We start from the raw sequence: 22,193 nt of genomic DNA on the forward strand, positions 1-22,193 counted from the left end.
TAGGGGTTCCGGCCGCGAGATCGCCGGAAAGCTGCGGGATCGCCGTACCTATCCAGCGATCCCGGCGCAATCCGGCGATCTGGACGCAATCCGGCCATCCCGCCGGTAATCTTTGAGCCATGTCTGTGAATCCCCTTCGCCATGCCCTCTCCCGGATGGGCGGCCGCGATCCCCACGAGAAGAACCGCACAGCCACCCCACTTGAGCTGTTCTTCGACCTGACCTTCGTGATCGCCTTCGGCGTTGCGGGCGGCCAGTTCGCACATGCAGTGGCCGAAGCGCATTTCTGGCCGGGACTTCTGGCCTTCGCATTCGCCATGTTCGCGGTGATCTGGGCCTGGATCAACTTCACCTGGTTCGCCAGCGCTTACGACACCGATGACTGGGTTTTCCGCGTGGTGACCATGGTCCAGATGGTCGGCGTCCTCATCCTGGCCATGGGCATCGAGCCGGTGTTCCACTCGATCATCGAGGGCAGGCACGTGGACAACGTCACCATGGTTCTCGGCTACATCGTCATGAGGGTGGCCCTGATTTTCCAGTGGCTCCGTGCTGCGCGCCAAGACCCGGAACGCCGTGAAACCTGTCTGCGCTACGCAAAATACGTGGCAGCGGTCCAAGTCGGCTGGGTTGTGGTCCTCCTGGTAGATGCGAATATCCTCACCACTTTCCTCATGGCAACTCCGCTGTTCATCCTGGAGATGGCCGCCCCATACTTCGCGGAACGCAACATCCGCACCCCATGGCATGCCCACCACATCGCCGAACGCTACGGCCTCCTGGCCATCATTGCCCTGGGCGAATGTTTGATCGGGGCAATTGAAACCCTGCGTGCCATCGTGGCCCTGCACGGCTGGACCTTGGATGCCGCCCTGGTGGGCTTCAGCGGAACCGGCCTTGCTTTCGCGATGTGGTGGATCTACTTCATCCTGCCCTCAGGAGCCGCTCTACACTTCCAGCGGCACCGCTCATGGGTCTTCGGCTACGGACATATCTTCGTCTTCGCCGCCATCGCCTCGACGGGGGCCGGGCTCCACGTTGCCGCCTACTTCATCGACCACGAGGCCCACATCAGTGCGGCCGCAGCCGTGGCCTCGATCGCCATCCCCATCATTTTGTTCAAGGTTTCCCTGACCACGCTCTACGGCATCATGCTCAATCCGGACCGGGAGCTGCTGTGGAGCACAACCCTGGTGGTGCTTGGCCTGGCGGGAAGTATCGCCATGGCCGCAGCAGGCGCATCCGTACCTCTGTGCATGCTTGAAATGATGCTGGTGCTGGGCCTGTCCATCGCATACGACGAACGGCGTGGGCACAAGGGCCGCGCCGCCGCACTTCGCCGGCTGGAAGCTGCGGCGGGCTAGGCCCTACCTTCGCGTTGCGGGGCCCGCTCTACGCCCCAAATCCCACGACAAGCACGCAAAACAGGCCCCACAACTCAGCCCACTCGCGTTGCGGGGCCTACTCTACGTCCCAAATCCCACGTCAAGCACGCAAAACAGGCCCCACAACTCAGCCCACTCGCGTTGCGGGGCCTACTCAGGAACGATCTCGTCCAGCTCCGCAAGCAGGTACGGGTTGATCCGCTCAAGAATCTGCTGGATCTCCTCGCGTGGCACTGCCGAATAGAGCACCGGGCGGGCGTCGGCATAGCGGGTTACCGGTGGCTTGTCCGGCCACTTTTCGGCGAGCGCCTGGACCCGTTCGGGCAAGGAGTTATGGGCGTTGTCCGCGATTTTTACCAACGTGGCGTCGTGGTCCTCCGCGACGTAACGGATGCCGGCGTCGTAATCATCGGGATCGTCGTGGAAGCGGCGGGTGACGCGCTCGATAATGGCGAGTGCCCGCTCTGACACGCCCATATCCAGCAGCGCTTGGCGGGTAATGGGCGTGTCTTCGGCGATGTCGTGCAGGTACCCCGCAATCTGGATGTCCTCGTCGAAGTCAGCAAGGGCATCGCCTACGGCCAGGACGTGTTCCCGGTAGGGTCGCTTCAGTTTGTCCTTCTGGCGGTTGTGGGCCACTTCGGCCAGGACCTTGGCTGTCTCTACGGTGAAGCGTGGTTCGGTCATGCTGGCCTCCGGCTTGGGTGAGGTTCCGAACGGGTGGATCGGTCCTACGTTCAGGCTATCCTGATCCGTCCGGGCGGGTCCCCGCACCGGGATTGCGGGGTTACCAATCCTGTACGGCGCGGGCGGCGATGGCAACGGTCACGGCCCGTGGCAAGCGCTGCGCGATTCCAGCTGCGACGCGGTTGGTCCACCCCGACACAACGCTGCCTGGAGTTCCCTTGCGGTCCAGTGCTTTGAGGGCCGTATCGACTACTTGCGCCGAGGTCTGCATGCGTCCCACTGCGGCCGAATCGCTCCCGAGAACATCGAAGAACTCGGTGCGCGTAGCACCAGGGCAAAGTGCCAGGACGTTGAGCCCTGAGTTCTTGGTCTCATGCGCCACGGCTTCAGTGAAGCTAAGGACAAATGCCTTGGTTGCCCCGTACACGGCCATGCCGGGGATGGGCTGAAACGCTGCCGTGCTGGCAACGTTCACCAGGGCCCCCTTGCCGGAGGACACCATGCCTGGCATGAAGGCGCGGGTAATGTCCACCAGTGCGGACACGTTGAGGGCGATCTCGGCGGCAATGACGTCCGGGTCTTCCTCAACCAGGGGCGACTGGGTGCCAAAGCCTGCGTTGTTGATCAGCGTGTCCACGGTGATACCACGGGTGGTCAGCTCGTTAAGGAGCTCGCGTCCCACGCCCGCATGCCCCAGGTCCATGGGGAGCACTGTCACGGTGATGCCGTGCTCACTTCGCAGTTGCTGCGCCAAATCTTCCAGGCGGTCAACGCGCCGGGCAACCAGGACGAGGTTGGAACCACGTGCGGCGAAGCGCTGCGCGAATTCGGCGCCGAGCCCCGAACTGGCTCCCGTGATGAGTGCGGTGGTGCCTGAGTAGCTCATGGTCATGATGGGTCCAATCGTCGGGGCGGTAACGGATGTAGTCGCTGTCTACATGGTAGGCAGTGACTACATTGTTGTCAATGCCTACATTGGCCTAGACTTGACCCATGATCGAGCAGCCATACCACCACGGCAAACTTCGGGAGGCCCTCCTGGAACGCGCCATGGAAACCATTGAAGAGGCCGGCGTCGAGGGACTCTCCCTCCGCCAGCTCGCCCGTGACGTGAACGTCAGCCACGGGGCTCCGGCCAAGCACTTCCGCGACAAGCAGGCGTTGATCGACGCGCTGGCGATGGCTGGCTTCGAGTCGATGAACCACCGCATCCGCACCGCCGCAGAGTCAAGCGGCACCCTCCAGGAGCGCTTTGTCAGCGTCGCAAAAGCATATGTCGGGTTCGCGGTTTCCCAGCCCGCGCTGTTGACCGTCATGTACTCCACCAAGCATCACCCGGACTCCAGCGCAGAGCTCCGAAACACCGGCGGCCAGGGAATCGAAATAGCCCAGGCCATGATCATCGAGGCCCAGGAAGCCGGCGTGTTGGCCCCGGGCAACGCTGAAACATTGGCTTTGGTGTGCTTCGCCAGCCTCCATGGGGCGGCACTTCTCGCCGCAGGAAAGCACTTGGACGGAGCTACGGTGGACGACATGGTCACTGCCACCACCGACACCCTCTGGGCAGGCATGGCCGCTGGGGTCCCGGCGGCGCAGAACAGCTAAGCTAGCAACTCGCCTAGGCCGCGAGGCCCGCGATTGCCTCCCGCACCGCGGAGCTCAGCTGGAAATTGCGGCAGCCCACTCCCCCTGGCTCAGCCTGCTGGGGCACGTAGCCAAAGCCGAGTTCATACACAGGATCCGCAAACCCCAAAGAGGCGCTGGCGCCGTCGTGTCCGAACGCCCGGTAGCTGCCAAACGGCATCCGGCTGTGCGACTTCATGAAAACAGTGGCGAAGCATCCGGTCTCGCCGAAAACCCGGTCAATGCCGAAGACCTGTTCGGCGGTCACGGCACGGATGGTCTCTTCCGTCAGCAGGGGCGCGACGCCGGCCTGCCCGGGTTCGCCGGCCAACCCAGTTGAAGAGGCCGCATAAATCCTGGCCATGCCGTCGGCGCTGGACACTCCTGCCGCCGAGCTCAGCCCCGCGGCCCGGACTTCGCGGATATTGGGCAGGTCCAGGATGTCCCCAACAGCGGCATTGGCAGCAAGACCGAAATGACCGGCCGGGTCCACCCATGGCCAGGAAGGATCAGCCGCCCAACGGAAGGGCGCGAAGCGGGACTCCTCGGATTCGGGGAGCCCAAGGTAAAAGTGCGCTCCGGTTACGGCACGGATGCGGCGCTCGAAAACCGCCTGGAGCGTCGACCCGGTGATCCGGCGGCACAATTCCTCCATGAAGATACCGACGCTGAGCGCGTGGTAGCCGAACGCAGCACCTGGCTTCCACAGCGGGGGCAACGCGGCGAGCCTGGCCGCGGCCAGCGCGGAGTTGTTGACCTCGTCCAAGGTCAGGCCTCCCTCGGGACCCAACAAGCCGGCCTGATGCGACAGGAGCTGCGCGACAGTGATCGAGGCTTTGCCCTCGACGCCAAATTCAGGCCAATACTTGACTACCTCGGCGTAAAGGTCCAGCTGGCCGTCCTGCACCAGCAGAGCCATGACCAGGCCCGCCATGCCCTTGGAACAGGAGAACACGCCCGTGACGGAGTCGGCGCGGATATGCGGCCCCCCACTCAGGTCCAGCACCTTGACGCCGCGATGATACGCGGCCACCTGGGCCGAATACTCCGGATCCTGCTCCAGGAAACGGCGGAAGAGTTCGGCGACGGATTCGAAACCGGGGGCGACCATCTGTGAATGCATCCAGCCAGCCTACGGGTTGCTCCATTCAGGCCTGCGGAGTTATCCACACCCAGGGCTCTTCGGGAAGCCTTGCCGGATCGAATTCCGCCAGGGCGTCCTGCAGCGATCCACCGGGCAGGCCGAGCGATTCCAGCATCAGGTCGCGCACCCGGGCGGCAGGAATCCCGACGGCGGCGAGGTCGTCCAGCGTTACGGCACCGTCGCGCTTTGCCAGCCTGACGCCGTCGTGGTTTACCACCAGCGGAACATGCGCGTATTCGGGAACCGACAAGCCCAACAGCGTCGCCAGGTACGCCTGCCGGGGGGTAGACGGGAGGAGGTCGTCACCGCGAACCACCTGGTCGATCCCTTGGGCGGCGTCGTCCACCACCACGGCCAGGTTGTAGGCAGTAACGCCGTCGTTGCGACGCAGCACAAAGTCATCCACCATGCCCACGAACGTGCCGTGCAACTGGTCCTCAACAGCCCACTCCGTGACCTCGGACATTAAGCGGATCGACGCCGGACGGGACGCCCGCCTTATCTCACGTTCAGCAGCGGAGAGCCGCCGGCACGTCCCCGGATAGGCACCCTGGGGAGCGTGCGGGGCAGATGGCGCCTCCTGGATTTCCTTGCGGGTACAAAAGCATTCGTAGGTCCGGCCGTCGGAGACGAGTTTTTGGATCGCGGCGTCGTAAAGCGGCGCCCGCTCCGTCTGACGGACCACATCCGCATCCCAGCTGACGCCGACGGCCTGGAGATCGCGAAGCTGCTCCGCTTCGGCACCGGATCTGGCACGGTCAAGGTCCTCCACGCGGAGGAGAAAGCTCCGGCCGCTGGACTTGGCGAACAGCCATGCCAGGATGGCCGTGCGGAGATTGCCAATGTGCAGCTCGCCGGACGGGCTTGGGGCAAATCGGCCTGCGGAAGTCATGCACCAAGCCTATGTGCCACCGCCTGGCGGCCGGGCAACACAAGAGCCCCTCAGCTACCGCAACGATCCGGTGGCTCAGGGGCTCTTGCTGTGCTGCCCGCATCAGCGGGCGGGTGCAGAATGACAATGCTGTGAACAAGAGTCAATCAGCGGCTGCTTCCTTGCGGGAAACCTGTACAGGGCTCCGGGTGGTGTTCCGGATGCCTGGCGCCGGCGGGCTTCGGCGGTAGCCTCGTCCTGCTTCGTTGTCACCATTTCAGCAGGACGCATACAGTAGGTGCAACAGGAAGTCATTTGCTTGATCGATCTGACTAGTCTGTAATCAAAATATCGACAGGAAGTGGTCATTTTGCAGGAACTCGACGCGACGGACCGCCGGATCCTCGCCGCTCTCGACGAAGATCCCAGGGTCCCCATCATGGTCCTGGCCCAGAAGTTGCACCTTGCTCGCGGGACCGTCCAATCCCGTCTGGAACGCATGACAACCTCCGGCGCCCTGCGCGCCAACAGCAGCCGGGTCCTCCCGTCCGCCCTGGGACGCGGCGTGGCTGCCGCGGTCAGTGCGGAGCTCGACCAAAGCCACTTGAACGAGGCCATCGCGGCCCTCCGCGAAATCCCCGAAGTCCTGGAATGCCACGCACCAGCCGGCGATACCGACCTCATCATCAGGGTGGTGGCCAAAAGCCCCGACGACCTCTACCGGGTGTCGGAGGAAATCCGGCTGTGCCCCGGCATCGTGAGAACCTCCACCAGCATGTTCCTCCGGGAAGTGATCCCCTACCGCACAACGGGCCTGCTCAGCGAGTAGTCAGGCGACCCATAGTTGTGCACATAGGGAAGTTGTCCCCATGTGCCCTGCTTCGCAGGCAGCCTAGGATGGGGCCAGACCAACAGCACACAACAATGGGGGCGACGTGGCGGGTAACTTCTATGGCTCGGACGTGGCACAGCTGCGTCAGCTGGCCAAGGAACTGGCACGCAATGCGGACAGCCTCACCACCTTGGGGCAACAGTTGTCGGGGTCCATCACCAACAGTCCCTGGCGGGGGAACGACGGCGACCGCTTCCGTCACGAATGGAACAGCTCGCACTTGCGGGCCCTCCAAAGCGCGGCTTCGGGCATCAAGGCCGCTTCCCGGAGCCTGTTGAAGAACGCCGACGAACAGGACGCAGCGAGCAATGGCGGCGGGGCCGGCGGTTCCGGTTCCGGCGGGGCCGGCGGTTCCGGCGGAAACGGCCAGGAGCTCACGGATTTGCTGAACGGGATGACGCCCGAAGAACGTGCGGAATACCTTCGCAGCGATGAATTCAAAAAATGGGCGCTCGAACATCCCCAGGAAGCCAAGGCGGCCATGGATGCTGCAGCCGACTCGGGCCTCATTGAGAAGAAATCACCCGAGTATTCACAGTTCCTCAGCGATTACTGGAACCAACAGGCGATGCGCGAGATGGGAATCGACCCTTCCACGTGGGACACCAGCAAGGGCACCGAGTACAACTGGGAAACCATCAAGAAGGTCTACGACTTCTACGGGCAGGCTTTCCTGTCCAACCCGGATCTTCAATGGGCCGGCATGGCGAACATGATCGGTCCTTCCTTCGCCGGCGGGTTCAAGGACATGGCCATGCTTCGCGACCTGGCACAGCAGATCGCCGACAATCCGGCCTCGGACATCCCCATCCCGGTGCTGGACCAGATCGAGCAGCTTGCCGGCATGACCGACGCCGAGATCAAGTTCTACGAGACGTCCATGCTGGACATGAACAAAGAGATCTTCCTGGACCAGGCCCGGCAGCACGAGGCCTACATGAACGGTGGTATCGACGAAATCAACCGGCTCAGGGACTCTGGTGCAATCGACCCGGCAACAGCGAAAGCGTGGGCCCAGATTGATTCCGGCGATCCCGCACAGGTCAAGGAGGGCAACACGGCCCTGCTGTACCGGGAGCAGAACGAAATCATCGCCGACGATTACACTGACATGCGCAACCATCCGGGAGGAGAAGCCGTGACGTACATGGTCACCCTCGCCGGCGAACCTTCAATTCCCGGAGCAAAGAGCTACCCGGAAGTCTTCCCCTACAAGTTCAGCGTGGAAAGCCCCGGCCCGGAGAACGTGCCCTTCACCAACTGGGACAACCCGACGCAGTTCCGGACGGACTTCACCACCGGCTTCCCGGACGGCAACATCGCCGACGCAGAGCAACGCTGGGCCCTCATCAAGCAAGATACCCTTCCCGCGTACCAGGACCTGTTGGCCAACAATCCCCAGCAAGCACGGGACATCATCGGTTCGGATTTCAACGACCGCGTTGAACAGTACAGGCCTACCAACAACATTCCGGGAATCATGGACCGCTTCCTGGATGGCTTCGATGCCGAGGTCCACCAATGACCTGGACCAAGCGGATTCCGGAGCTGGCAATCGCTGCCGCGGCGACCCTGGGAATCCTTACCACCACCGCTTGCCAGTTATCCGTCCCCGCTTCACCATCAACTTCGCAAGGGAGCACAGTGATTACCTCCGAATTCTCCACGCTTGATGCCGCAGGTGTTGACCGGATCAGGACCGACAAGCAAGCCCGCCTGGACATGAGCAGCGGTACGCTGCAGAAATCGGCTGTGCGCGTATCCGAGGACAGCTACGGCCCGGAAATCAACACCAAGGACTCCGGGAAGATCAACCTGACCATTGTCGGTCCCAGCGGCGAGATCACTGCCCAAACGGACCGGATCCGGTTCAACACCACCGACGCCCGGCCCGATTTCACCGAGATAACCTATTTCCTCACTGCAGCTTCCGCAGAGGAATTCAATGCCCTGATCCGCGAGGGAGTGGACAAGTACGGCATCGACGCCGACGACGCCGAGCGCTGGATTTCCTCCAACAGCCAGGACAAGTCCGCCAAGAGTGATTACTCACTGACGTCTGGGACCAGCACTGGGCTGGACGTCAACTACGATCTCCGCTTCGATGGTTCCAAAGACACCCAGGTCATCATCGTTCACGTGAGCCCGGCCAACTGACCACCCTGAGGGCAGGCTAGACCGGCGGCCCGATGTTCGTCTTCAGGTTCTTCATGACCAACGTCGATGTCAGCCGTTCCACCGCTGGAAGGGCCGCGAGTTCGTCGTCGTAAAAGCGTTGGTACGCCGGAAGGTCCGCGGCGATGACCTTCAACAGGTAGTCGGGGGAACCGAACAATCGCTGGGCCTCCACAATATTGGGGCTGGCCGTGACCCTGGCCTCGAAGGCGGCCATCGTTCCCCGATCCACTTGGCGCAAGGTCACGAACACGATCGCCTCAAAGCCGAGTCCCACCGCGGCGGGGTCGATGTCTGCGCGGTATCCGCGGATGACCCCCGTTGCTTCCAGATCGCGGAGCCGTCGATGGCAGGGTGCCACGGTTAGTCCCACCTTGGAAGCCAGCGCCGTGGCAGTCATCCGGCCGTCCTCTTTGAGGTGGCGCAAAATACTTCTATCAATACCGTCGATCACGCAATTATCTTACCGATAGACCGCTCATCAGAGCTAAAAATGGGAACACTTATGGGCGCTTTTTACCTAGAGTTTTCCTACCAACTAACTCTGGAGAGATCGTGAACCCGCAGTTGTTCCTCGCCTTCATCCTCGTGGCAGTCACCTTGGCCTGCACACCAGGCGTCGACTGGGCGTACTCGATTTCGGCGGGCCTGCGTCAGCGCAGCTTCGTGCCCGCCGTCGCCGGCCTTTGCAGCGGATACGTTATCCACACCCTCCTGATGGCTGCTGGACTCGCCGCCCTTCTGGCCGGGGTTCCAGGGCTTCTTGGTTGGCTGACCATCGCCGGCGCGGCTTACCTGCTCTGGCTTGGCATCGGCACCATCCGCTCATGGCGGGGTGCCAGCTTCAGTGCGGAAGACGGCGTCGTGCATTCCGGAAACCAGATCCGCACATTCTTCCAAGGCATGGGCACCAGCGGCATCAACCCGAAGGGGCTTCTGTTCTTCGTGGCCCTGGTGCCACAGTTCGTCAGCCCGGACGCGGCGCTGCCCGTCCCGGTGCAGTCGGGCTTGCTCGGGTTGACCTTCGTGATCCTTGCAGGGATGGTTTACACAGCTGTTGCCCTGACATCCCGGAAGCTGCTGGCCTCCCGGCCCGGCGCCGCGCGGGCTGTCACGCTGACAAGCGGGATCGTCATGATCGGACTGGGGACAGTGCTGTTGTCGGAACAGATACTTCCGCTGCTGCACATCTAGGTCGCGAGCAGTTCGTCCAGGCGCTCGTATCCTTCCACCACTCCATAGTTCATTCCGGTAGCCAGGGCCATGTCGCGTGCTTCCACCGTTGGGTAGACCTCGTGCGCCACGATCCGGGTGCGGCCATCGACTTCCTCGAACGTGGTGCTGCTGATACCGACCTGGTTGGGGGCGCCGTCGAATTCGAACGTCATGATGATCAGTGCATCAGTCTCCACCGTATGGAACACGCCGTGGAAGCCAAACATGGCGTCCTCATGTCCGCTCTCGTAGTGCCAGGTGCCGCCGGTAGTCGCGTCGTATTTGGTGACGTTGAGCCTGGCTTCACGCGGCCCCAGCCATTTTGCCAGGAGGTCCGGGTCAGTGTGGGCTTTGAAGACTGCGCTGATGGGAGCGTCGAAGTCCCGGACCGTGTCAACGAACGGTACGCCGTCGGCTGCGGTGATGGTGGTTGCATTGCTCATTTCAGTTCCTCTTTCTTTGCTTGTTCCTGTGGGGAGGTGTCGTTGGCGAGCAACTGGTCGAGTCGCCGGAAGCGGGACTCGGCGATCAGTCGGTACTGGTCGATCCACGCAGTCAGGCGCTCCAGTGCAGCCGCGTCCAGATGGACGGGCCTGCGCTGGGCGTCCCGGGAGCGGGTCACCAAGCCTGCTTGTTCCAGGACCTGGATGTGTTTGGAAACAGCCTGCTTGGTAATGGCGAACGGTTCCGCGAGCTCGTTGACAGTGGCATCTCCCCGGGAAAGCCGGGCAACGATGGCCCGCCGGACCGGATCCGCCAGAGCCATGAAGGCCCTGTCCAGGGTGTCGGGACTCCTGTCCAGGCCGGAACCTGAAGCATCGCGTGTCATGTACCAGTAAGCCTTTCATAATCAACCAATCGCTTGATCAATCAAATGGTTGATTAAGAGATTACGCCTGCAACTGACCATGCGCAACGGTTTTTATTCGCCGCCCAGTTGCCTGAAATCGTTCTCCCACAAGCGCCGCATCTCGGCGTCTTTGCGGATGACCTCCATGGATTCAAGCTCCGCCGGTGGGGCAGTCCGCTTGGATCGGGGCGTCAACGTCCGGCGCCCCTGGTCCAAAGCCAGGAGGGCCCTGTCGGTGAGGGCATCATTCTTCAAGGCCAAATTGGTTTTCCTGCGCCGAAGGACTTCCTTCAACGCAGCCTGGGCAGAGTCAAAGTCGCCCCGGGCCCGCTGTGAACGCGCCCGGATCAGCAACAACGCGGCCGAGAGGTCGTCAGTGTTCAACAGGCCCTCAGTCCAGCCCACAACATCGCGGTGGCGCTCCAAGGAGAACGCAGCCGTGCACCGCGCCAAGGCAGAAGGCAACGACGGCGGCAAAGCTGCCACGGCTTCGAGGGCGGCTTCGGTCATCCCCATTTCCCGGAGACAGTGGGCCAATGCCAGGAACACGGACTCCTCGCTGAACAGCACCGGCACCTCGATGCGTTCGGCAACCTCAACCCTGGTGACCACCTGCCCAAGGTACATGGCCGAGAACTGGCTGGCGTCGTCGTCGATCCTTGTCGTCAGCCCCCGCTGCAGCAGTTCCGACGCCCGCAGGAACCCGCCGTGCTTGTAAACAAGCAGCCCGGCCATAATGTGGCACAAGCCCGCCCAGCCCGGGTTCGTCCTGGCGAAGGCAAGGAGACGGTCCGGTTCGGTGGAGGAGAACACAGCCTCATGCATGGCCTTTGCGGGCTTGGAGGACAGCATCTTCAGCCTGGGGACACCGCCCACGAGGGACAACCGCGCGTGGTCCCGGCCGCTGAGGACACCGGAGAGGACATCGTTGACTCCGTCGGCGAGTCCGCGCACCGGCGTCCGGACGTACCCTTCCCGGAAGGGAGTCAGATCCCGGACATCATGAAAAATTGTGTGCACGCGACCATTCGGCACTTGGCTCATGAATCCATGCTAGCCGCCCCCTGAACTGGGCTCATCCCCCTGCTATCCAGAGCATTTCAGGAGTATTATGGCGGCGTCGGCAAGGTTTTGCCACACCCCTTGCCGCAGGTCGGCTCTCCATGAGAAGAGCCGGGTAACCGCGTGAAAGGGAGGACTGATGACCACCGCTTCGCACCCCGCCGAACACCACCACATGATGGGGTTGACACTTCGCAACACCGCCATGGGCGTTGGCATTGTATTTCTGCTGGTAGGCGTCCTGGGCTTCATCCCGGGAATCACCACCAATTACGGCGCCATGACCTTTGCGGGACATGAATCCGGCGCCATGCTGCTTGGAGTCTTCCAAGTGTCCATACTCCACAACATCGTTCACCTGCTGTTCGGCGTGGCCGGATTGGCCATGGCAAGGAACGACCGCATGGCCCGCCTGTTCCTTCTGGGCGGCGGCGCTGTGTACATCGTTCTTTGGATCTACGGCCTGGTCATCAACCAGGAAACGGGCGCCAACTTCGTCCCGTTCAACACGGCCGATAACTGGCTCCACCTGATCCTTGGCGTTGCCATGATCGGCCTTGGCGCCTGGCTGGGCAGGGATGCCATGGACGAAACCACCGCGACGCGAAGGAAGATGTAACCCTTCGGCAGCGGTTGACAGAAGAACGACGGCGACCGTCCCCTTTCGTGGGACGGCCGCCGTTTTCATGGCCCGGGATGTAGTGGCAGGCGCTACCGCGGATGGGGCATGGGGCTCACGTTCGTGAACGTGTTTCCCGTGGAGTACTGGTCCAGGCGCCAGGGGTTGGCGTTGTTCCGCACACTCTGGAACGTCACACCGTCAAAGGTGGAATCCTGCAGCCCCCTGATGTTGGCGGGATTGACGTTGCGGAACACCACATCCTGGAAAGTGAAGGCACTGAGAGTAGCTGTTCCTTCACCAAGGGACGGGCCCGCCTGGATATCGATGACCGGTTTGCTGTCGGATACTGCCATGCCGCACGTTGGCGAGTTGTTGCCATCCACGGAGACATTCCGGACCACCACGTCTTTGAAAGTGGCAGACTCCGCAGCAACATACCCGGACGGCGATTGGTTGTAGCTCAGCGACATGATGAATGCACTGCTGCCCATGCAGGCCATGGCGGTGTCGCGGAAGAGGAAGTCCCGGCCGCCACCGGCCATGTCCGAGGTACTTTTCATCCGCAGGCCGCCGGTTTCAACTTTGTACATGACGTTGTCCTCAGCGAGCACCCGCTGCACCCAGGCTGCGGTGTTGGAACCGACAGCGACTCCGCCGTGGCCCATGCGCATGTAGTTGTTGAAGATCCAGACGTTCTCGCTCGGCCGGCCCTGCGCCCCGTACTTGCCCTGGCCGGCCGCGAAGTTGACCTGGTCGTCTCCGGTATCGAAGAAGTTGTTCACAACGATGCCGTTGTTTGCGCCGCCAAACTCCAGGCCGTCACCGTTGTTGGCGTTGAACGTGGTGTGCCGCATACCGTTCACCGTGCTGTTCTCCGTGTCCAGGATCATCACGCCGTGGAACGCGGGGTTGTCCGCCGTGATTCCCTCGATGTAAAGGTTTTCTACTCCCATGAAGGTCATCAGGCTGGACCTGTATTGGCCGTACAGTACGGAGTCGTCCAGGGTTTCCGGTCGGTTGATAATCCCAATGAGGGAATCCGGGTTCTCCTTGGCCTTGCGGAACTGGTCCGCCGCCAACAAGCCATCGTCCAGCACTTTGGCGGCGGAGCTTGCCGCATATTGGGGAAGTTCGTTGCCCGCTTCATCCACTATCGACCCCTCAACGGTGCGCTTCCAGCCATTTCCGTCCACCACGCCCTTGCCGACAATGCGGACATTGCTGGCCGCAGCGCCAGGTTCGCGTCCCGCCGTCGAGCGGCCGTTGTCTTCCGGAAGGACATTAAGGAGCGACGGCGGCCGGCGGTAGTTCCGGTATTCGGACTCGACAGGGAGGGGCTCAGGTACGGGGTAGAGGTAATAGCCCTTCTCCAACGGATAGTCCTCCGCTTGGTCGGAGCCGAGCAGCCGCGCACCGTCCTGGAGCTCCAGGGTCATGTCCGAGTGAAGGAAGAGTGCCCCCGTTTTGAAAGTTCCTGCAGGAACAACAACGGTACAGCCCGGCGTTCGACAGGTATCAATGGCTTTCTGGATGGCAGCGGTATTCAACGTTTTCGCGTCACCTACGGCCTTGTACGCGGGACTGGTGATCGTGACTTGGTGCCGCACCGGCGTGGTGGTGACCGTGATGGGCACGCTTGGCCGGGATTCACTGCCGTCGGCCCTGACAGCAGTAACAGTGAACTGGTAGCTGGTGCGCGGAGACAGGCCAGTCACTGTGAAGTTGTGGGCCACAGTCCGGGCGTGGAAGTGATCCTTGTCGGCGGCCCGGAATGCGTCCACGTATTCCTGGGCCGGCGAAAAGATCCGCGCATTTTCCTCGGCAGTCCCCAGCGTCCTGCCGTTCATGGAGACACGGTAGTCCACGACGTCGTCGTAGAGGTCCGGTTTGTTCCACACAAGCAGCGTCTTGTCACTGCCGGTAGCCTGCGAAGGGACACACAGGTTTTGCGGTGCCCTGCCGTTGCCGGACTCAAGATGGACGCTGGTACTGGAGCATGCCGGGCTGTCGGTTTTGGCTGCAGGAGCCGCACTTGCCGGCAATCCCACGGCTGCGACGCAGGTCAAGCCCATCACTGCTGCGAGCGTTATGCCTCCCAGGCTGTGGCGTAACTCCGGTTTTCTACGGGTCGATCGCATGGATGATCCTTCCCGGGGCACAACGGCGTGCCCCAGCACTTGGAGGCTCAGGGCTCTCCGGAATGTTTGGGAAACAGCAAGAAAACGTTTTCTCAAACACCCTAGGAAGGAATTGGCGAGGGGTCAAGCACTTTGATGAGCGTCCAGATCGCCGGATTGTGCCGGGATCGCTGGATAGGTACGGCGATCCCGCAGCTTTCCGGCGATCTCGCGGCCGGAAGCCCTACACGCGGCCCCTACACACGGCCCAGCACGTCGATGTCTTCCAGGAGATGGGCGCCTACCGCGGAGAGCGGCCACCCAGGCGGGAGGTGACCTTGGCGGCGGCTTCGGCGCAGGCTTCCCCCAGGCTGGCGAGGGTGTCTTGGGATACCCGGAACTTGGGGGCAGGAATCAAGACGGAGGCCACGATGTCGCCCCTGTGGTCATAAACCGGCGAAGCAACGCCGACCTCTTCGATGGAGGTTTCGCCGAAGTTGGCGGCCCAACCCCGTTTCGCGGCCTCCTCAAGCCGGGCCAGGTAGCTTTCCACCGAAGCTTCGTCCAAACCCGGCAGCATGATGGATCCACTGCGCAACAGTTTCCGCACCCGATCCTTGTGCTCGGCGGCCAGGAAGACCTGCACCGAAGAACTCAATGCCTCGTTGTATCGCGCACCGAGTGGAGCCAGGTGTTTTACCTGGTGACGGCTGGGGATCTGCTCCACGCACATCGACTCGACGCCGTTCCACACCATGAGTGCGCTTGTCTCGCCTGTACGTTCGGTCAACTCCCGCAGGACGGGGTAGGCCACGCGCCTCTCTTCGAGTTCCGCCAGGAGGGGGCCAGCCATGGCGATCATTCCCAGCCCCAAGCGGAACCTGCGCGAATCGACGTCGCGCTCTACCAGGTTCTCTTGTTCCAGCGTCGCGAGGATGCGGGAAACAGTGCTCTTGTGCAGTCCGATCCGGCCTGCAATTTCGGTGACTCCCAGCAGCGGTTCGTCTGCCGTAAAGCTCCGAAGCACCGCGATTGCGTTGACGATGACGGAGGTGCTCTTGCTGTCGCCGTTACCGTTGTTGCTGTCGGGAGTCTCGCTGGATTCCGTGGGAGTCATGGGATCACTATATTTCGCCTCGGCCGCCCGGAAGTTCCGGACGGCGGCCGGCGGACGCCGTGCACTGCGCCCGCCGGCCATTCCACGCTAGGCTCCGATGATGTTGTACTCGGGACCGAACGGGAACTTGGTGATGTTCTCCGCGCCGTCCTCGCCGACCACCAGGATGTCGTGCTCGCGGTAACCGCCGGCGCCCGGCTGTCCGTCCAGCACCGTGATCATCGGCTCCATGGAAACCACCATGCCCGGTTCCAGCACGGTATCGATGTCCTCGCGCAGTTCAAGGCCGGCTTCACGTCCGTAGTAATGGCTCAGCACACCGAACGAGTGGCCGTAGCCGAACGTACGGTTGGCCAGCAGACCGTGGCTGATGTAGATCTCGTTGAGCTCCGCAGCGATGTCCTTGCAGACAGCACCGGGCTTGATGAGTTCCAGTCCGCGCTTGTGGACCTCAACATTGATGTTCCACAGTTCCAGGGAGCGGGCATCCGGTTCGCCGTAGAACAGGGTGCGCTCAAGGGCGGTGTAGTAGCCGCTGGTCATCGGGAAGCAGTTCAGGGACAGGATGTCGTGTTCCTGGATCTTGCGGGTGGTGGCCCAGTTGTGGGCGCCGTCGGTGTTGATGCCCGACTGGAACCACACCCAGGTATCGCGGATTTCGGAGTCCGGGAACGTGCGGGCGATTTCGTGAACCATGGCCTCGGTGCCGATCAAGGCCACCTCATACTCCGTGATGCCCGCAGTGATCGCATTGCGGATGGCTTCGCCGCCCAGGTCACCGATGCGCGCTCCGTGCTTGATGACGGCAATCTCTTCATCGGACTTGATCATGCGCTGGCGCATGGCTGCCTGCGCTACGTCCACCAGGGCTGCTCCGGAGAATGCGGCCTGGATCTTGTTCCGGTTGTCCAACGGCAGCGAGTCATCTTCGACGCCGATGCGGCGGGGGTTGATACCGCGGGTCCTCAGGACTTCCTGGATGGCATGGATGTAGTTGTCGCGGCGCCAGTCCGTGTACACGAGGTTGTCGCCGTAACTGCGGCGCCAAGGCATACCGGCGTCGATGTTTGCCGTAATGGTGACAGTGTCATCCTTGGTGACCACCATGCCGTAAGAACGGCCGAAGTAGGTGAAGAGGAAATCGGAGTAGTACTTGATGGAGTGGTAGCTGGTGAGGACGACGGCGTCGAGGTCCTTTTCGGCCATGATCCTGCGGAGTCCGGCGAGGCGGCGTTCGAACTCAGCATCGGAAAAGGTCAGCGACACTTTCCCGCCGTTGTTGAGGACCTTGGTGCGCTCGAGGTTTGCGATGTCGTTGACGGACTCGTTTTCGGTGATGGTCATGGTGGTTCCTTTCAATGGGTTGGTTGTTCTAGTCCTGCTGCAGCGGCTTCTTTGACGTTTCTGCTGCGAAAAGGACTGCGATGAGGGAAACGAGGGCGGCGGCCACGAGGTACCAGCCGGGGGCCAGTTTGCTGTGGGTCATGCCGATCAGGAGTGTTGCCATGAAGGGTGCGGTGCCACCGAACAAGGCATTGGAGAGGTTGAAGCTCACGGCAAAGCCGGTGTAGCGGACCTTCGTGGGGAAGAGTTCGGCGAGGAAACTGGGCAGGGTGCCGTCGTTGAGGGTGAGCATCCCGCCCAGCAGGATCTGCACCAACACGATCACCAGGAAGTTGCGGGTATCCAGAAGCATGAAGGCGGGCACCGTCAGCAGGATGAACAGGGCCGACGCCGTGAGGAGCATGCGCTTGCGGCCGAACTTGTCAGAGGCGATGCCGGTCAGGAAGATGAAGCCGATGTAACTGGCCAGGGCAATGGTGGTGGCCAGGAATGATTCCGTGGCTCCGAAGCCCAACTCTTCCGACAAGTACGTCGGCATGTAGCTCAGGATGACGTAGAAGCCCACGGCATTGAGCAGCACCGCGCCCGTGGCGATGATGAGTTGCTTCCGGTACGTCCTGAACATGGCGAAGGCAGGCGCTTTGACGGCCGTGTCCTTCTCGGCCAGTTCGCGGAACGCCGGCGTGTCCTCCAGCTTGGTGCGGATGTAGCGGCCGATCAGGCCCATGGGTGCCGCGAGGAGGAAGGGCAGGCGCCAGCCCCATTCGTTCAGCTGCTCTGCGGTGAGGACTGAACTCAACAGGGCGGCAAGCAAGGACCCCAGCAGCAGTCCCGCTGCGGTACTGGCGGGCACGACGGCGGCATACAGTCCGCGGCGATTGGCCGGTGCGTACTCCACCAGGAAGGCGGACGCGCCCGCATATTCGCCGGCCGCGGAGAAGCCTTGGACCACGCGGACCAGCAGGAGCAGAATCGGCGCCATCACGCCGATGGTCGCGTAACCCGGGATAAGCGCGATGCAGAACGTGGCCACGGACATCAGGACGATCGAAAGACTGAGTGCTTGCTTACGGCCGAGCCTGTCTCCGATGTGCCCCCAGATGAAACCGCCGAGCGGCCTCACGAAGAAGCTGATGGCAAAGACACCGAATGTCGCCAGCAGGGCCGTTTGACGGTCGGATTCCGGGAAGAACACCGACGAGATGATGCCGGCCAAGTAGCCATAGACGGCGTAATCGAACCATTCGACGAAGTTGCCAATGAAGCTGGCAGTGACAACCCGCCGTCGAGTGTCCTTGCTGACCGTGTTCTTGCTGACCGTGTTCTTGGGGCTGGGTGTGTGGTTGGGGCCGGAGGCTTGTGAGGTGCCTCGCTCGGCTGCCACAGAGGATTCATTGCTCATGTGTCCACCAAAATGATTTGGGTTGCATTCAACGCAACGCTGTTGCACCAGAGTATGTGTGTGTTGGATCACGGTCAAGAGGTGATTCGAATAATTATGGATAGCCCTTCTGGCGCGTTTTCTGGAAGGGGGCGCAGTGGCTTGACTCAAGAGCGTGTTGCATTCAGCGATTCCATGTTGCGTTCACCGCTAAAACTGCCCAGCAACACGGTTGCTCAGTCGCTTAAAGAGAAAGCCCGACGTCGGCACCCAACCTGGGTGCCGACGTCGGGCTGGACGTAAGGAAGGGTCAGAGGACCTTGCGGATGGTCTCTTCGAAGCTGACCACGTGGTTCAGGGCCAGCTCGGCGGCCAGTCCTTCGTTCCCGTCGGCGATGGCGGTGAGGAGATCGGCATGTTCGGAGATATGGCCGGAGACGGAGGGCATCTTCTCGAGCATGTGACACCAGATGCGGGTTGCGAGGTTGTCGTACCGGATGAGCACGTCCTCCAGGTGCGCGTTGGCAGAGGCTTTGTAGATGAGGCGGTGGACCTGAATGTCGTAGCGCATGAGTTCGGCAGAGGACGCGTCCTGCCCTTCGAGATCCCGGATTGCGGCCGCTACGGCGCGGAGTTCGTCGCGCATTGCGGGGCTGGCCATGCGCGCGGCCTTGCGGGATGCCAAGGGCTCCAGGAGCTCGCGGATTTCGGAGACTTCAGCGAGCTGGGTGATGTCCACGCCGGTGGCGAAGGTCCCGCGGCGGGGGTAGGAAACCACCAGGTGGTCACTCTCCAGGCGCTTGATGGCCTCGCGGACAGGCGTGCGCCCAATGCCAAGCTCGGCCGCGATCTGGCCGTCATTGATGGGGTCGCCGGGTTTGATGTCCAGCATGATGAGCCTGTCGCGCAGGAGCAAATAGGCATTATCCGCAAGGGACGTGCCCTGCGGAACTGATTCCAATGCTTCCAAAGCTGTGCTCATGACCCTCTCCCGTTGTCGCAATCCCAGTCTGCTGGACGAGTTGCCGCAGACCTGTTGACGACCATGTGATCTTCAACATACTATGGCAACAGTTCTAATATATCAGTTGCCCAACAGTCGGCCACTAGACAAGCCCTTGAAGGAGAACACCATGGTTGAACCGCTGATCCGCCCGCTCGCACAGGCGGACCCGGAGGTTGATCAGGCGATCGCCCAGGAACTTATCCGCCAGCAGTCAACGCTGGAAATGATCGCCTCTGAGAACTTCGCCCCCACGGCCGTCATGGAAGCCCAGGGCTCGGTGCTGACCAACAAGTACGCCGAGGGCTACCCGGGCAAGCGCTACTACGGCGGCTGCGAACACGTTGATGTGATCGAGCAACTTGCCATCGACCGTCTGAAGTCCCTTTTCGGCGCCGGATTCGCCAACGTCCAGCCGCACTCCGGCGCACAGGCCAACGCCTCCGCAATGCACGCCCTGATCAATGCGGGCGACACCATCATGGGCCTGAACCTCGCCCACGGCGGCCACCTGACCCACGGCATGCGGATCAACTTCTCCGGCAAGCTCTACAACGTGGTCCCCTATGGCGTCCGCGAGGACACCCACACCATCGACATGGCCGAGGTTGAGCGTCTCGCCCTTGAAAACAAGCCCCAGCTCATCGTCGCCGGCTGGTCCGCATACTCCCGCCACGTGGACTTCGCTGAATTCCGCCGCATCGCGGACCTGGTGGGCGCCTACCTCATGGTGGACATGGCCCACTTCGCCGGCCTCGTCGCTGCAGGGCTCCACCCCAGCCCGGTGCCGCACGCCCACATTGTCACCAGCACCACGCACAAGACCCTGGGCGGTCCCCGCGGCGGCGTCATCCTGACCAACGACGCCGACATCGCCAAGAAGGTCAACTCGGCTGTCTTCCCGGGGCAGCAGGGCGGACCGTTGGAACACGTCATCGCCGCCAAGGCCGTGGCCTTCAAGATGGCTGCCGAGCCTGAATTCCAGGAGCGCCAGTCCCGCGTGCTGGAAGGCTCCAAGATCCTGGCCCAGCGCCTCCTTCAGGACGACGTCGCCGCAGCCGGCATCTCGGTGGTCAGCGGTGGAACGGACGTGCACCTCGTCCTCGCCGACCTCCGCAACTCCGAACTCAACGGCCAGCAGGCCGAGGACACCCTCCACCGCATCGGCATCACGGTCAACCGCAACGCCGTCCCGTTCGACCCCCGGCCGCCGATGGTCTCCTCCGGACTCCGAATCGGTACCCCCGCACTGGCCGCCCGCGGTTTCGGTGCCGAAGAGTTCACGGAAGTCTCGGACATTATTGCGACGGCGTTGATCGCTGCAGCGGCAACAGGCACCTTGGACGACGCGACCGCCGTCGAACTGCGCAGCCGCGTCACCGCACTGGCAGACAAGCTGCCCCTCTACCCCCACCTCTCCACGGCCGGAAACGGCGCCGGAACCGAAGCAGAACTGATTGGAGCAGCCCAGTGAGTGCAGACCACCTCCCCGAACACCCGGACTTCCTCTGGCGCAACCCGGATCCCAAGAAAAGCTATGACGCCGTGATCGTGGGCGGCGGCGGGCACGGCCTGGCCACCGCGTACTTCCTGGCGAAGAACCACGGCATGACCAACATCGCCATCCTGGAAAAGGGCTGGCTGGCCGGTGGAAACATGGCCCGCAACACCACCATCATCCGTTCCAATTACCTGTGGGACGAAAGCGCCGCCATCTACGAACACGCGCTGAAGCTTTGGGAAATCCTCCCTGAAGAGCTGGAATACGACTTCCTGTTCAGCCAGCGCGGCGTCATGAACCTCGCCCACACTCTGGGGGATGTCCGCGAGAGCATGCGCCGGGTGGGTGCCAACCGGCTCAACGGCGTGGACGCCGAGTGGCTTGAACCGGACCAGGTCAAGGAACTCTGCCCCATCCTGAACACCAGCGACAACATCCGCTACCCGGTCATGGGTGCCACCTACCAGCCGCGTGCAGGCATCGCCAAGCACGACCACGTGGCCTGGGCCTTCGCCCGCAAGTGCGACGAACTGGGCGTGGACATCATCCAGAACTGTGAAGTCACCGGCTTCATCAAGGACGGCAACAAGGTCACCGGTGTCCAGACCACACGCGGCACCATCAACACCGAAAAGGTGGGCCTCTGCGCTGCCGGGCACAGCTCCGTGCTGGCCGAAATGGCCGGTTTCCGTCTGCCGATCCAGTCGCACCCGCTCCAGGCCCTGGTGTCCGAACTGCACGAGCCCGTCCACCCCACAGTGGTCATGTCCAACCACGTCCACGTCTACGTTTCCCAGGCCCACAAGGGCGAACTGGTGATGGGCGCCGGCGTCGACTCCTACAACGGCTACGGCCAGCGCGGCTCGTTCCACGTGATCGAGGAGCAGATGGCAGCAGCTGTTGAGCTCTTCCCGATCTTCGCCCGGGCCCACGTGCTCCGGACCTGGGGCGGCATTGTGGACACCACGCTGGATGCTTCACCGATCGTCGGCCTCTCCCCCGTAGAGAACATGTTCGTCAACTGCGGCTGGGGAACCGGTGGTTTCAAGGGCACACCCGCTGCCGGCCTGACCTTCGCGCACACCATCGCCACGGGCGCTCCGCACAAGCTGAACAAGCCCTTCGCGCTGGAACGCTTCGAGACCGGTGCACTCATCGACGAACACGGCGCAGCAGCCGTGGCCCACTAGCCAGGACAGGACAG

Annotated in this window: 22 protein-coding genes; 9 read left to right on the forward strand and 13 right to left on the reverse strand. The window is 62.4% G+C overall.

Translation table 11 applies throughout. The features are described from left to right. The first annotated feature begins 119 nt into the window (after positions 1-119). Positions 120-1,364, forward strand: a complete 1,245-nt coding sequence (locus tag IEY62_RS18825) for a low temperature requirement protein A (RefSeq protein ID WP_189020759.1) — start codon at positions 120-122, stop codon at positions 1,362-1,364. 171 nt (positions 1,365-1,535) lie between these two features. Here the strand turns inward: IEY62_RS18825 and IEY62_RS18830 are convergent, their stop codons facing one another. Together IEY62_RS18830 and IEY62_RS18835 are read right to left on the reverse strand one after the other, a co-directional pair. Beyond that, positions 1,536-2,072, reverse strand: a complete 537-nt coding sequence (locus tag IEY62_RS18830) for a phosphohydrolase (RefSeq protein ID WP_189020761.1) — start codon at positions 2,070-2,072, stop codon at positions 1,536-1,538. Positions 2,073-2,172: 100 nt separating this feature from the next. After that, complete coding sequence (locus tag IEY62_RS18835) at positions 2,173-2,964, reverse strand: SDR family NAD(P)-dependent oxidoreductase (RefSeq protein ID WP_189020763.1); 792 nt, start codon at positions 2,962-2,964, stop codon at positions 2,173-2,175. A 101-nt stretch (positions 2,965-3,065) separates the two neighbouring features. Here IEY62_RS18835 and IEY62_RS18840 point away from each other — a divergent pair, with 101 nt between their 5' ends. After that, on the forward strand, positions 3,066-3,677 hold the full coding sequence (locus IEY62_RS18840) for a TetR/AcrR family transcriptional regulator (protein WP_189020765.1): 612 nt from the start codon (positions 3,066-3,068) through the stop codon (positions 3,675-3,677). A gap of 13 nt (positions 3,678-3,690) precedes the next feature. On the opposite strand, the gene IEY62_RS18845 is transcribed toward IEY62_RS18840, so the two are convergent. Continuing rightward, complete coding sequence (locus IEY62_RS18845) at positions 3,691-4,818, reverse strand: serine hydrolase domain-containing protein (protein WP_189020767.1); 1,128 nt, start codon at positions 4,816-4,818, stop codon at positions 3,691-3,693. 25 nt (positions 4,819-4,843) lie between these two features. After that, positions 4,844-5,731 carry a tRNA glutamyl-Q(34) synthetase GluQRS gene (gene gluQRS, locus IEY62_RS18850; RefSeq protein WP_189020769.1) on the reverse strand — a complete coding sequence of 296 codons (888 nt, stop codon included), beginning with the start codon at positions 5,729-5,731 and terminating at the stop codon, positions 4,844-4,846. 349 nt (positions 5,732-6,080) lie between these two features. Between gluQRS and IEY62_RS18855 the strand changes: the two genes are divergently transcribed. The 3 genes from IEY62_RS18855 (at position 6,081) to IEY62_RS18865 (ending at position 8,759) form a co-directional block, all read left to right on the forward strand. After that, a complete protein-coding gene (locus tag IEY62_RS18855) occupies positions 6,081-6,539 on the forward strand; it encodes an Lrp/AsnC family transcriptional regulator (protein WP_189021036.1) in 459 nt (152 codons plus the stop codon). A gap of 106 nt (positions 6,540-6,645) precedes the next feature. Then, complete coding sequence (locus tag IEY62_RS18860; protein ID WP_189020771.1) at positions 6,646-8,127, forward strand: WXG100 family type VII secretion target; 1,482 nt, start codon at positions 6,646-6,648, stop codon at positions 8,125-8,127. Next, a complete protein-coding gene (locus IEY62_RS18865; protein WP_189020773.1) occupies positions 8,124-8,759 on the forward strand; it encodes a hypothetical protein in 636 nt (211 codons plus the stop codon). Before IEY62_RS18860 ends, IEY62_RS18865 begins: the two co-directional genes overlap by 4 nt. A 16-nt stretch (positions 8,760-8,775) precedes the next feature. On the opposite strand, the gene IEY62_RS18870 is transcribed toward IEY62_RS18865, so the two are convergent. Next, a complete protein-coding gene (locus IEY62_RS18870; protein WP_082010247.1) occupies positions 8,776-9,231 on the reverse strand; it encodes an Lrp/AsnC family transcriptional regulator in 456 nt (151 codons plus the stop codon). A 101-nt stretch (positions 9,232-9,332) separates the two neighbouring features. Between IEY62_RS18870 and IEY62_RS18875 the strand changes: the two genes are divergently transcribed. Next, positions 9,333-9,971 carry a LysE family translocator gene (locus IEY62_RS18875; RefSeq protein ID WP_189020775.1) on the forward strand — a complete coding sequence of 213 codons (639 nt, stop codon included), beginning with the start codon at positions 9,333-9,335 and terminating at the stop codon, positions 9,969-9,971. Here the strand turns inward: IEY62_RS18875 and IEY62_RS18880 are convergent. The 3 genes from IEY62_RS18880 to IEY62_RS18890 all read right to left on the reverse strand — a co-directional run bounded on the left by IEY62_RS18880 (position 9,968) and on the right by IEY62_RS18890 (position 11,886). After that, positions 9,968-10,435, reverse strand: coding sequence for an SRPBCC family protein (locus tag IEY62_RS18880; RefSeq protein ID WP_189020777.1), 468 nt, complete (start codon positions 10,433-10,435; stop codon positions 9,968-9,970). The genes IEY62_RS18875 and IEY62_RS18880 overlap by 4 nt on opposite strands. Then, entirely contained in the window at positions 10,432-10,821 is a 390-nt protein-coding gene (locus tag IEY62_RS18885; RefSeq protein ID WP_189020779.1) for an ArsR/SmtB family transcription factor, read from the reverse strand. The genes IEY62_RS18880 and IEY62_RS18885 overlap by 4 nt, the downstream gene beginning before the upstream one ends. Positions 10,822-10,914: 93 nt before the next feature. Further along, a complete protein-coding gene (locus IEY62_RS18890; RefSeq protein ID WP_189020781.1) occupies positions 10,915-11,886 on the reverse strand; it encodes a hypothetical protein in 972 nt (323 codons plus the stop codon). Between the two features lie 157 nt (positions 11,887-12,043). Here IEY62_RS18890 and IEY62_RS18895 point away from each other — a divergent pair, with 157 nt between their 5' ends. Beyond that, positions 12,044-12,523 (forward strand): DUF4383 domain-containing protein, encoded by a 480-nt coding sequence (locus tag IEY62_RS18895; protein ID WP_189020783.1) that lies wholly within the window; start codon positions 12,044-12,046, stop codon positions 12,521-12,523. 92 nt (positions 12,524-12,615) lie between these two features. Here IEY62_RS18895 and IEY62_RS18900 read toward each other — a convergent pair whose 3' ends face one another. The 5 genes from IEY62_RS18900 to IEY62_RS18920 all read right to left on the reverse strand — a co-directional run bounded on the left by IEY62_RS18900 (position 12,616) and on the right by IEY62_RS18920 (position 19,467). Next, on the reverse strand, positions 12,616-14,664 hold the full coding sequence (locus IEY62_RS18900) for a glycosyl hydrolase family 28 protein (protein WP_189020785.1): 2,049 nt from the start codon (positions 14,662-14,664) through the stop codon (positions 12,616-12,618). A 280-nt stretch (positions 14,665-14,944) separates the two neighbouring features. Next, entirely contained in the window at positions 14,945-15,760 is an 816-nt protein-coding gene (locus tag IEY62_RS18905) for an IclR family transcriptional regulator (protein WP_189020787.1), read from the reverse strand. A gap of 87 nt (positions 15,761-15,847) precedes the next feature. Next, positions 15,848-17,104, reverse strand: coding sequence for an aminopeptidase P family protein (locus IEY62_RS18910; protein ID WP_189020789.1), 1,257 nt, complete (start codon positions 17,102-17,104; stop codon positions 15,848-15,850). Between the two features lie 28 nt (positions 17,105-17,132). Beyond that, on the reverse strand, positions 17,133-18,506 hold the full coding sequence (locus IEY62_RS18915; protein ID WP_189020791.1) for an MFS transporter: 1,374 nt from the start codon (positions 18,504-18,506) through the stop codon (positions 17,133-17,135). A 289-nt stretch (positions 18,507-18,795) separates the two neighbouring features. Beyond that, on the reverse strand, positions 18,796-19,467 hold the full coding sequence (locus IEY62_RS18920) for a GntR family transcriptional regulator (RefSeq protein WP_189020793.1): 672 nt from the start codon (positions 19,465-19,467) through the stop codon (positions 18,796-18,798). A gap of 151 nt (positions 19,468-19,618) precedes the next feature. Between IEY62_RS18920 and glyA the strand changes: the two genes are divergently transcribed. After that, positions 19,619-20,962, forward strand: coding sequence for a serine hydroxymethyltransferase (gene glyA, locus IEY62_RS18925; RefSeq protein ID WP_229785450.1), 1,344 nt, complete (start codon positions 19,619-19,621; stop codon positions 20,960-20,962). Next, entirely contained in the window at positions 20,959-22,179 is a 1,221-nt protein-coding gene (locus IEY62_RS18930) for a sarcosine oxidase subunit beta family protein (RefSeq protein ID WP_189020795.1), read from the forward strand. The genes glyA and IEY62_RS18930 overlap by 4 nt, the downstream gene beginning before the upstream one ends. Positions 22,180-22,193 lie beyond the last annotated feature (14 nt).

Origin of the sequence: Paenarthrobacter histidinolovorans, assembly GCF_014647595.1 — a bacterium.
Taxonomy (GTDB): Bacteria; Actinomycetota; Actinomycetes; order Actinomycetales; family Micrococcaceae; genus Arthrobacter; species Arthrobacter histidinolovorans.